This window comes from Pantoea sp. GD03673, from assembly GCF_029844725.1.
Lineage (GTDB): Bacteria > Pseudomonadota > Gammaproteobacteria > Enterobacterales > Enterobacteriaceae > Pantoea.
The window spans coordinates 667,102-679,062 of sequence record NZ_JAOCKJ010000001.1; the positions used below are offsets into that span (position 1 = coordinate 667,102).

The 11,961-nt window shown below is 54.8% G+C and carries 9 protein-coding genes; all 9 read right to left on the reverse strand.

What is annotated here, in order from left to right:
• Positions 1-830: 830 nt before the first annotated feature.
• The gene (locus N5J69_RS03140; RefSeq protein ID WP_279768004.1) at positions 831-1,907 is read right to left on the reverse strand and encodes an acyltransferase family protein; all 1,077 of its coding nucleotides are present in this window, start codon (positions 1,905-1,907) and stop codon (positions 831-833) included.
• Between the two features lie 463 nt (positions 1,908-2,370).
• The gene (tcyN, locus tag N5J69_RS03145) at positions 2,371-3,123 is read right to left on the reverse strand and encodes an L-cystine ABC transporter ATP-binding protein TcyN (protein ID WP_279768005.1); all 753 of its coding nucleotides are present in this window, start codon (positions 3,121-3,123) and stop codon (positions 2,371-2,373) included.
• On the reverse strand, positions 3,120-3,788 hold the full coding sequence (gene tcyL / locus N5J69_RS03150) for a cystine ABC transporter permease (RefSeq protein ID WP_279768007.1): 669 nt from the start codon (positions 3,786-3,788) through the stop codon (positions 3,120-3,122). The genes tcyN and tcyL overlap by 4 nt, the downstream gene beginning before the upstream one ends.
• Positions 3,788-4,588, reverse strand: coding sequence for a cystine ABC transporter substrate-binding protein (gene tcyJ / locus N5J69_RS03155; RefSeq protein WP_279768008.1), 801 nt, complete (start codon positions 4,586-4,588; stop codon positions 3,788-3,790). Before tcyJ ends, tcyL begins: the two co-directional genes overlap by 1 nt.
• 113 nt (positions 4,589-4,701) lie before the next feature.
• A complete protein-coding gene (locus N5J69_RS03160; protein ID WP_279768009.1) occupies positions 4,702-5,688 on the reverse strand; it encodes a D-cysteine desulfhydrase in 987 nt (328 codons plus the stop codon).
• A 204-nt stretch (positions 5,689-5,892) separates the two neighbouring features.
• Positions 5,893-6,396 (reverse strand): flagella biosynthesis regulatory protein FliZ, encoded by a 504-nt coding sequence (fliZ, locus tag N5J69_RS03165; protein WP_008926851.1) that lies wholly within the window; start codon positions 6,394-6,396, stop codon positions 5,893-5,895.
• 51 nt (positions 6,397-6,447) lie between these two features.
• A complete protein-coding gene (locus N5J69_RS03170) occupies positions 6,448-7,170 on the reverse strand; it encodes an RNA polymerase sigma factor FliA (RefSeq protein ID WP_003854529.1) in 723 nt (240 codons plus the stop codon).
• Positions 7,171-7,312: 142 nt separating this feature from the next.
• On the reverse strand, positions 7,313-8,281 hold the full coding sequence (locus N5J69_RS03175) for an HNH endonuclease signature motif containing protein (protein WP_279768010.1): 969 nt from the start codon (positions 8,279-8,281) through the stop codon (positions 7,313-7,315).
• A 171-nt stretch (positions 8,282-8,452) separates the two neighbouring features.
• Positions 8,453-11,845 (reverse strand): glycosyltransferase, encoded by a 3,393-nt coding sequence (locus N5J69_RS03180; RefSeq protein ID WP_279768012.1) that lies wholly within the window; start codon positions 11,843-11,845, stop codon positions 8,453-8,455.
• Positions 11,846-11,961: the final 116 nt, after the last annotated feature.

The following is an 11,961-nucleotide window of genomic DNA, read 5'->3' on the forward strand; positions in this document are numbered from 1 at the left end:
TCCGTAATCCGTAATTGGTTTTGGTTATGGTTATGGTTTTCAAACCAGCAGACAACACGTCGCCTGAAAAAAACAAAGACATGAAAGGCGCAGGTCTGCCAGAGGCATCCGAAGCGCTGAGGAACAACCGGAGGCCAGGAAGAGCCGACAGGACGTCGGCGAAAGGACGGGTCGCGCCAGGGATGGCGCGTCCGGACGGTCCGTCGGCCGCAGGGCGTGACGAAGGCACCCCGCTTCGCGGGGCGCGGAGGCTGCCGGACGCCGGGATTGTTAAGGGGCGGGGTCCGCCCCTTGACGCGTCCGCCTGCACGGGCAACCTGAAACTCCCCACCGCCTGGCGGGCGTACCCCGCTCAGAGCCAGCCCGCTGCAAAGCGTAACCCCCTCACAGCCAGCCTGCTGCACAGCCAAACCCGCCGGCCCTTTACACGCTTTCAGCAGCTTAATCCCCCAGACCAGACAAAACCCACCAGCAGCGGTCTGCCAGAGGCATCCGCAGCGCTGAGGAACAACCGGAGGCCAGGATGAGCCGACAGGACGTCGGCGAAAGGACGGATCGCGCCAGGGATGGCGCGTCCGGGTGGTCCGTCGGCCGCAGAGCGTGACGAAGGCACCCCGCTTCGCGGGGCGCGGAGGCTGCCGGACGCCGGGATTGTTAAGGGGCGGGCGTCCGCCCCTTGACGCGTCCGCCTGCACGGGCAACCTGAAACTCCCCACCGCCTGGCGGGCGTATCCCGCTCAGAGCCAGCCCGCCGCCAGGCGTAACCTTCTCATACCCAGCCCGCTGCAAAGCGAACCCCCCTCACAACCAGCCCGCTGCCCAGCCGATACTCACCCCCCTCCCGGTGCCCTCTTCATCAGTGTCGGGAACACAAACAGCGACTGCCCGACGCCACGGTTAGTCAGCGACCAGATTGCCACTGAACAGACCGAGCAAAGCCCCACGATGGCTACCGGGTAGAAGCAGGCCCACAGGAACGAAAACCACGCCTGCTCAAACAGATGATGCCGCTGCGCGAACAGAATTGCGGACATCCCAAAGAACTCAATAAAAATTCGGTGAATAACGTAAATCTGCAGCGTATTGCGGCCGACCCAGTTGAGATAGCGCATGCTGAAATGCTGATTCAGCCAGCGGCAGGCGGCGATACTGAACAACACCGCCAGCACGCACAGGAACAGACTTTTATCCAGACCGAATATCACATGCACCCCGGCCAGCGTGGCAAGTAACGCCCAGGGCACCAGATTCTCCCGCCGCCATTCACTCAGACGCAACATAGTCTGGCTCCAGAATGCCCCTAGCAGGAAGAACAGGAAATATTGCGCCAGGCTCTGTGGGCCCCAGAACGGGATCACTTTTTCAACTGCCAGATAATTCAGCAGAATCGCCACAGCCACCAGGACCAGCTTATATTCACGGAAAATTTTGGCGCAGAGGAAATAGAGTCCCAGTCCATAGAGATACCACGAGGTACTCATGGCCATAAAAGTCAGCTTAAGAAACTCAAACAGCGAACCGGCATAGGCGGCATTAAGATTCTGAGAAATACGCTGCCCGGTAATTTCAGTAGAGATGCCAATAATGGACCACCACTGAATAAAACCCCACAGAATATAGAGATAGAAGAGATTCGTGATGCGACTGGTAAACACCTGTTTCCACGGCCGGTTCAGAATGCCATTTGTTGCCAGCAATCCCGAGACAAAGAAAAAGGCGGGCATACGCAGCGGCGACAGGACCGTATTAAACTGTATCCATATTTCGGCGGGGATCCATCCGGCAGAGAGATATTTCATCGTCCCCTCAAAACCGGGTAGCACCGTGTGGTACAGGACCACCAGCAATATGCAAGCGCCCTTCAGGGTATCTACCCATAATATCTGGTCTGACTTAGTCTGGCTCATTCAGTGACTCCTGCTGTGTAGGTCAGAAAGCTGGAAAGTAAAAGCGAGGAAATCAGTATTGCTTTTATGATTATTCAGCGATTATTCGCCATTGAAACAGCATTGAATGTAGCGAAACTCTTAAAACCTATTGCGTGGCCCTGATGCCACAGTTATTTACTTAGCCGAACGTTTCCTTACACTTATCGATTAGCAATATTCTGCGCCAGCGATCATCAGCACAGACAAAATAAAGAACAATAATGTTTGATAATGCGGCTGAGATAAATAAGAGAAAGTGGCAGAAATAAAAACCAATAACCAGTTGATGAAAAGAAAAGATTTGTCAGATGTGGCAAAACGTTTAGCGGCTTATTAGAGAATTATGATACTGCGCCAGAATAGCGTCTCATCAGAATGTGTTTTGCCTGAACATACAGTGATGAACAAGAGGGAATGGGGCCTTCCGGAGAAGGCCACAGGCTTACTGACTGAGAAACTTATCAAGGAACTGGCGGGTACGCGGCTGCTGTGGGTTACTGAATAACGCTTTCGCGTCGCCCTGCTCCACAATGCGCCCCTGATCCATAAAGATGGCGCGGTCCGCAACGTCGCGGGCAAAGCTCATCTCATGCGTGACGATAACCAGCGTGCGTTTCTCTTCGGCCAGTGCGCGAATGGTGTTGAGCACCTCGCCCACCAGCTCCGGATCCAGCGCCGAGGTTGGTTCATCGAACAGGATCACTTCAGGCCGCATCGCCAGCGCTCGTGCAATCGCCACGCGCTGTTGCTGTCCGCCCGACAGACGGCGGGGATAGCTCTGCTCTTTGCCGTGCAGCCCGACCTTCTCCAGCAGCGAGCGGGCGCGGGCTACCGCATCCGCCTTCGCTTCGCCTTTGACGATGACCGGCCCTTCAATGATGTTCTCCAGCACCGAACGGTGTGGAAACAGATTGAAGTTCTGAAAGACAAAGCCAACCTGCTGACGCAGACGACGCACCTGCTCTTTCTGCTTACTTTGTGCCAGTGCTGCATCCACGGTAATCTCCCCGACCCGGATGGTGCCGCTATCCGGCACTTCCAGCAGGTTGATACTCCGCAGCAGAGTGGTTTTACCTGAGCCGCTGGGGCCGATAATCGCCACCACTTCACCAGCGGCCACATCAAGGTCGATGTCGTGCAGCACCGTCTGGCCATTAAACGATTTCACCAGCTTTCTGACTTCGATGGCGCTCATTTCGACTCCGAATCCTGACGATTAACATGCTGTTCCAGCCGGTTCTGCAACGCAGACAACACCGTTGCCATCACCCAGTAAATCAGCGAGGCCGCCAGATACATGGTAAAGACTTCCAGCGTGCGCGAGGTAATCAGCTGCGCCTGACGGAACAGCTCCGGCACCTGAATAGTGGCCGCCAGCGAGGTATCCTTCACCAGGCTGATAAAGCTGTTGCCCAGCGGAGGCAGCGCGGTACGTGCCGCCTGCGGCAGAATCACCCGGCGCAGGGTTTGCCAGCGCGTCATACCGATACTTGCCGCCGCTTCCCACTGTCCCCGCTCGATGGAGGCAATCGCGCCGCGCAGTGACTCTGAAGCATAGGCAGCGGTATTCAGGGAAAGACCAATCATCGCGGAAGGAATCGGATCCAGCTCAATGCCAAACTGCGGCAGGCCGTAGTAGATCATAAACAGCTGGGCGATAAGCGGAGTACCCCGGAAAATGGAGACATAGATCCGTGCCACCCAGCGAACCGGCCAGAAGCGCGACAGCCGCATCAGCGCCAGAATAAAGCCCAGCAGCAGGCCAAAGAACATCCCGCCGATGCTGAGCTGCAGCGTAAACAGCGCGCCTTTTAATAAAAATGGTGCTGAATCCAGCACCAGTTGAAGACTTTCCTGCATTATTTCGTCACGTCCGCGCCAAACCATTTCTCAGACAGCTTGCTCAGCGAGCCATCTTTTTGCATATCCGCAATGGCCTGGTCGATCGCTTTCAGCAGATCGTCGTTGCCTTTACGCACTGCAACGCCAGATTCCTGACGGGAGAAGGCATCACCCGCAACCGCCATGGTATCGCCAGTTTTCTTCACCAGATCCAGCGCGGCCAGACGATCGACCAGAATGGCATTCAGACGACCAGATCGCAGATCCTGATATTTCGTCGGGTCATCATCATAGGTACGGATGTCCACACCCTTCACATTCTCACGCAGCCACTGTTCGTAGTTGGTGCCCAGACCCACGCCCACTTTCTTGCCCGCCAGATCGGCCGGTTTGGTGATGGTGCCTGCGTTGGCCTTCATGGTCAGCGCCTGAATGCCGGAGACCGTGTAAGGCGTAGAGAAGTCATACTTCTTTTTACGCTCATCAGAGATGGTGACCTGGTTGATCACCACATCGATGCGCTTCGCGTCGAGTGAAGCCAGCATACCGTCCCATTTGGTCGGCTTCAGGCTCGCTTTGACGCCCATGTGCTGCGCCAGCTCCTGCGCGAATTCCACTTCAAAGCCGGTCAGCTTGCCCTTTTCATCCTGGAAGCTGAAGGGTGGATAGGTGCCTTCCAGGCCCACCAGCAGCGTGCCGCGCTCTTTAATTTTGTTCAGCAGGTTTTCCGCTGCAAAGGTTTTAACGTTGACGCCCGCGATCAGCGCCACAGCCATGACGCCCATCACCATCTGACGACCTGCACGAGAAAAGGACATATTCACCCCATTATTGACAGTATTGTGTGTGTGTTCTTATAAGGGCAGCACCGCTTATTGCTGCCAGTTCAAAATGATAACGCACGGAGTATAAACTGTTTTATTCGCTTGTCTCAGACCGAAGGATGATAAGCAAATAACGCCGGTGCGCCGCCCGTATGAATAAACAGCAACGGGCCTTCACGGCGAAAACGATTCTGACTGATGCCGTCCAGCAGTCCGGCCATTGCCTTGCCGGTATAAACCGGGTCCAGCAGGATCCCTTCGAGCTGCGCGAGCAGTTTCACCGCAGCCATACCTTCGTCATTCGGCTCGCCGTAACGTGGCGCGAAATAGTCGTCCCACAGGGTGATCGGTGCCGTTGCCTGCACTTCCAGCGTCTCTGCCAGTGACTGACGCAACCGCCCGACCAGCGGCAACTGCGCCTCAACCTGACGGGAAACGGTGACGCCCACCAGCTCAGTCTCCGGCAGCAAATGCTCCAGACCCACTGCCAGACCGGCATGGGTACCGGCACTGCCCGAGGCGACGACCACAGCGGCAAAATCGACTACGCCTTCACTCTGATGAGCTATCTCCTGCGCGCACTCTACATAGCCTAGCGCACCCAGCGCATTTGAGCCGCCGACCGGCACAACGTAAGGCCGGAAGCCCTGGGCTTCCAGACGCGTGGCCTCTTCAGCCAGCTGTTCCGTGGGATTGTGCAGGGCATCGACCATGATCACTTCTGCATCCATCAGATCCAGCAGCAGGCGGTTGCCGTTGCTCAGGTAGTTTTCAGCGTGGGTGCCAATCGGATTTTCCAGCAGCGCCACACATTTCAGGCCAAGCCGGGCCGCGACAGCCGCCGTCTGACGCACATGGTTAGACTGGATCGCGCCCGCCGTCAGCAGCACGTCTGCGCCTTCGCGCAGCGCATCCGCTGCCAGAAATTCCAGCTTGCGCAGTTTGTTGCCGCCCATCGCCACCGGCGTGAAGTCATCACGTTTGATGAAAATATCGCGACCGAGATAGTCAGAGAGCCGTGGCAGATGTTCTAACGGCGTCGGTGCGCCAAGCAGTTCAAGACGCGGGAATTGGTGTAACAGGTGTAAAGACAAAGCTGCCTCCGGTCGGGCATTCAAATAATCTTTACAGTGTTGCAGAAGATGCGAAAAGGATCACTCTGATTCAGGTGTCAGCAGATGCGGTGATTAAAAGGTGAGAAGAGAGAAGCGCCGTGCTCCCCCTTCCCTTTTGCCCGACGGGCGGGTAAGGGAGAACGTGCCGCAGACACGCGGGGGAGCAATCGGTGCAGATCAGGTTTACGCCTGCTGCCAGCCTAAGAACTGATCGTACTTGCGCAGCGCGATGCGATAATTGTTATTACCGGCATCAGGCAGATCGCTTTCCAGACACTGATGCCAGCTATTTCCTTTCAGCTTTTCGGCCGGGAAATTTTTGGCTTTCAGCATCTCATCCAGTCGACGCAGACGCACCACATATTCACGAATCGTGCTGGGGCTCATCTCTGTCTGTTCAAACAGGTACTGTTTAAACGCCATAATGTCGAAGTAATTAGGATGGGTATTACAAAAAATATCACTGCAAAAACGACAAAGCGCGGTCAGCTCGGGCTGAAGTTTCAGCCACAGCTGCTCATCAATCATCTGGTCCATCCGTGCGATGGCCTCTTTATTGATGATCTGGCCACGAAAAACGAGCGCCATTCGATCTAATACCTTGCCACAGTGTGAACAGTTGCTCTGGCTGTGTTTATAGTCTTTAAGATAACGACTTAACGGTCTGGCCTTGGTTTTGGCTCCCATTACTGAGTCCCCGGTTTCTTATAATTTTTGAATCGCCAGGAACTGATACTGCTAGCGCGCTCCCGCAAGTCGGGCCCGCAGGCGTTTGATCGCCTGACTGTGCAGCTGGCTGACACGGGATTCACCCACATCAAGTACCGCGCCAATCTCTTTCAGGTTCAGTTCTTCCTGGTAGTACAGTGTCAGCACCATCTTTTCACGATCGGGTAACGCTTCGATCGCTTCAATGACGCGCTCACGCAGACTCCCTTCAAGCAACTGGTGAAGTGGATTAGCCTCTTCATGGCCTTCCGTCACCAGCTCCGCGCTGTCGCCGTGCTCTTCCCGATACTCGTCGTAGGAGAAGAGTTGACTGTTGTTGGTGTCCAGCAGGATCTGCCGGTACTCCTCCATGGAAACATTCAACTGCTGCGCCACTTCCTGCTCGGAGGCAGAGCGCCCCAGCGACTGTTCCACTCTGTGCATTGCGCCTGCCACTTCACGTGCGTTACGCCGCACGCTGCGTGGTGCCCAGTCCCGACTGCGAAGCTCGTCGAGCATGGCGCCACGAATGCGCTGCACGGCATAGGTGGTAAAAGCTGTGCCCTGGAGCGCGTCGTAACGCTCTACGGCATTTAACAGCCCTATCCCACCGGCCTGCAGCAAGTCGTCAAGCTCAACGCTGGCCGGCAGGCGAACCTGCAGACGCAACGCTTCATGGCGCACCAGCGGCACGTAGCGCTGCCAGAGCGAATGCTTGTCCATCACGCCTTCGGCGGTATAGAAATCGTTCACGTTGACTACCCTGCGTTAATGAAGTTATCGGCATGATTATCCAATTCTGTAGCGTTTTCGATTGGCTGAATAGGCGGGGTAAAACGAGGCTATTTGATTTTTGTTATGTCAGCGTGCAGATCCCTCTGCACGCTGGCCGGAATCAGCGACGGTCGCGCAGCCGTTGCCGCGTGGCGGGGGGCACCGCGGCCCACAAACTGCAGACACGGCCATCCAGCTCCTGATACCAGGGCGCAATATGCTGCAGCGCCTCTTCGCCAGGATGCACCTGAATCGTTCCCGATTCAGCATCAATGCTAATCAGTCGGTTAATAAATAGCCGCTGTAAATCACTGCGTAAAAACAGGCCGTTATCGATGCTGTTGTCCGCCAGGACACCATCATCGCCTTCCTGCGTGTCGATATGGCAGGCTTCGACCCACGGCCAGTTGTGGCGTTCGGTCAGCTGGGTTCCGGTCATCACGCAGGCACCATATCGCGCTTTAACACCGGCGCTGAATTCCGCCTGGCTGGCGCGCTGAAGCACGCGGGCTTTAACGCGGCGTCCAACTTCCGTTCCCGGCATCACCGCCGCAGGAACTTTGTGCTGCGGGGTGCTCAGCACCACAATGAACTGAATACGCTGCGACTGCGGAAAACAGGGATCGGCCTGCGGATTAAAGAGCTGCCAGTAAATGTCTTCATCATCCTGATGCATCAGCACCAGTTTGTAGCCGCGACTGTTTAACAGATTTTGTGCCGTAGCGGATTGTGGATCGATCATCGCGAAGACCTGGCTGTTGCCCATCACTTTCCACAGGTTGTCGCGCTTCTCGTTGTCGCTGCGACGAAAATAGAGGAAAGAGAGATTCTGCTTAAGGTAGTGCTCAAAGCGACGCAGGTAATTTTTACGCTCGTTATCACTGGAGATAAACAGCAGATCCTCCAGCGGGCTGTTGCTCTCTTCCCGTGCGAATACCGCACGGATCTTCAGCGTGCGCAGGCCGGTTGACGGGCTCAGCAAGGCGCGCGCCGTCAGCTCTTTATCATCAGGGTATTGCAACGCATAACGCCGGGCGATCTCCTCGAAGGTCAGCCGCTCACCCGGTAACAGGTCGTAATTGAAGCGCATGGACACTCCACAAAGTTAAAATCAAAAAATGATGTTGTTCTGTGAAGAGTTATCGGCAGACCGGGGGGGAACTGTAACGGGCGGGGTGATCATCCTTGTCTGACTGCGATGGGCGATGTGCTAAAAAAACCTGCACGGGACGGATACGCCTGCGTACCCGTCCTCCCGGTTTTAGCACGCCTGGCCGGTCAGCCATGCTGGCCGTTCACCCTGCTGATAAATCCGGTCTGCATTCACTTCCTGATAGATAGTTTCACCCAGGCTGCGCAATAACGGTGGATTGCTGATCATTTTGTTAATCATAAACCGCCACTGCGACGTTTTATTTTTAACACGCTCAACGCTCCTTATCTCTTTATAAGCGTCATGATCGCTGGCAAGCACCGGGTAACCGCAGGCACCTAACTGCGCAATGACCTGATGCCCTTCCGCCTGATTCAGCACAGAATCGGAAAGGGGTGCAAGCGCAAGGTCTAATCTGAGCGACTGAAACATCTCCGGCAGCCTGTTTTGCGGCACTTTACGATGATATTCATGGATCCAGGGTTTCCACGCGTCAGGACAGGCACCGTAGATAATCCAGCAGACGCGCTCACTCATCTCTTTAATCAGCGCTTCAATATGTCGCCAGTCTTCCGGGAGCAAATCCGCTAGCACGATGCCCACTCTGGGCTTCTCGTGGTGGTCGGATGGACGCGGACTGGCCGGGATAAGTTGCTGCCAGTCGGTGCTGAGTTTGTCAGCCTGCAGGACGACGTGTTGATGGCGGAACAGCTTCAGTGCAGCGGCATTTCTGACCACCAGCAGATCGGCGTTCCGCAGAATCTCATCACGACCAGAGTGATGACTCTCCGTGCTGAACGACGCCCTGCTCACCTCAACGATAAAGCGGGTGTCAGGGAACAGATGCCGGTTCCTGAACAGCCACCCGTTTTTGTGGGCCATCACATCGCTCATCACCACACACTCAGGCTTGATCCTGTAAAGTTCCGCTGCCGGGACATGCGGGCATATCAGGGTGTGCAGGCCGTTACCGGAATCCGACAGTGACAGCGCGCGCGCTTTTACACGCTGCGATTCCGCAGTGTCTTTGGCATTAAACAAAAATAACGCGTTGAGCGTTAAGCCCAGACGGGCTGCTATCCGCGAACGATCATTCTCCCGTTCATAACGCTCACCCTGCCAGGAGAGGTTCGGATTCACCGCAGGATCGCTGGCTAACCGGCCAATCCATTTTTCTGAAAACAGCGAATCGCCGACGGTGAGTTCTGCCTCTGCCTTGATCTCATCGCAGCACACCCGCGACTGAGGCACGGCTAACGTCACCGTTTCCTTATCAGAAGCCCTTAACAGCAGATCGGCGATCGCCTCATTTACCGTCGGCAGCTGTTCATTCAGCCCTCCAGCCTGCTGGCAGGATGCGGTTCGTAGCATGATACATTCACTGCTGAGCAGTAAATGTTGTCGTGGCACCCACAGTGCTGGCGAGTCTGCATGCGCCGGGGATAACGGATCGAAGTGACTGCGCGCCGCGCCCTCAACCACGCCGGGGGAATAGAGGCGGTTACGTTTATTTGTTAAAAACGGCGCACAGGCGAGGAGTTCAGAACGTCCGCAATGGTTCAGCAAGGCGTTCAGCCACGCTGTATTGTTAAAATAAATGCCGCAGGACAGATAAAGTGTAAATTCGCCCCGCGCCACTGAGAGAGCATAATTGAGCGCGCTGACGTTGCTGATTTTCTCATCAACGAAATAGACTCTGAAGATGTCCTCATTCATACCGGATAGTGAGGATAGCCATGTTCTGACACGCGCATCCTGTGACAGGTTATCAATGAAAATGATTTCATAGTCGGTATCCGTGACGGTATCGACAAACGTCGAAAGCATCCGCTTAACCTGATCAATTGCATCTTCTACGACAATAACGACGCTAAGCTTTTTAATGCCGGCGTCAGGGTAATGTATAACAAACGCGCCCTTCTCTTTTTCAATCGAAGCGCCGCTGTACCCTCTCAGGGTCAGGTGTTCTGCCAGCAAAGCCTGCTTTAACGCGTCGTGATGATTGTCTGCTGACAACACCGTCAGCACGGGCAGCGGGATATGCTGAATGTCAGCCATAAGCCGTGCGTTAACCAGCGGGAATAACAAATCCATTTCAACCGTCTGGTGTGAAATGTGGCGCGATTTAACAATCTCCAGGCACAATTCACGTCTGAAGAAAGCGCCCCTTGCAAAGCATTCCGGCATTGCTAAAAAGTAATCCAGGTCAAAATCGGGCAGGAAAAGGGACGATGTTCTCCCGTCCGACTCCAGAGCGAGCCGGTCTGAATAAAAGGCCAGTGCAGTCGCCATTTTCTCGCTGAACAGAGAAAGACTGGCGAAAAGAGTCGGATGGATTCTGTCGCCAGGGCGCAGGAACAGTATCCATTCATGCTGGTCTTCAGCCAGCAGGTGACTTAACCCGCGGCTGAAGTTTTCGGGTTTGAGATCCTCATCGCTCATTTCCGCAATCGCGCAGAGTTTAACATTCACATTCAGCGTGTGAAGTGAGGTGAGTGTTGCGTCGAGTGCCTGCTTTGATGCAGTGTCCTGCAGGATCACAACGCTGAGGGACAGACTGCCACCGGCTTCAGCCCGCGCGTTTTCAGGCACGGGATACCGGGCAAGCCAGTTTTCCGTTGAAACAAACTTCTCTTCACTTTTCTTATTGGCAGCCGCCTGGGTTTTACTGAAAAAGTGGGTAAGCTGCTGTGAGAAGTTTGCTTCAAATTTTCGCATGTGTTCGCGCACTTTATAAAGCCCGGCACGCGTCCTCTCCAGTTCGGCGGGATCGTCACTAAAGCAGACGCCCGCCCCGCCCATGTCGCGAATCGACGCGTCAGAGATGGCGAACTTTTCATACCCCCTGGCGACCAGAGAAACCACCGGCACCCCACACAACGCCGCGAGGTTGCAGGTCCCGGACCATTCGAAGGTGTACATCACCGAGGCCGACTTTAAAATCTCTGCCAGCTCCGCCAGAGGGTGAGGATTTTTAACCGAAATAACCGTGATATCGTCGGGTAACGTCGTAAAATCGACTTTCTCTTCGGGCACCCGATTCAGATAAAGCAGTGTTGTCGTTCTGACTCTGCCGTCATCCGAGAACATTTCTAAATCCGGGCCGACCATCGTTAAAAAATTAACGTCAGGTTCTTTGACAATCAGCTGCGAGCTATACCAGAAGAAGAGATCCTCTTCAGTTTCATCAAGGCGATTTCCATTAAGCAGCGCTTCATGATTCAGCATATAGCGCACGCAGACTTCCGCCTTAATCGGATTACCGGAATAGATTTCAGGGTAAACGGCGATGGGTATCCGTTCCGCTTTATGCCGGGCATAAATATCCCCGTCCAGCACTGGCGTATTCCAGGCAGGATTGACGATATCGCAGTTTGCCATCCACGCATTGCCGCCATGCAGATTGATTTGATGGCAGAGTTTGTGCAAAGCCTGAATACCACCGGATGACTCCCGATAGTCAGGGGAAAATATATAATAAGGGTGTTTATAGTCAGACATTGCCACTCCGGCCTGCCACAGTGATGAAATCGCTTAACCCATCTGCGTTCTGCGCTGTTTCAGGCCATCTGAAAAGTTGATCAGACGGCCTGAAAAGTTAACAGGTGCCAGCCTCA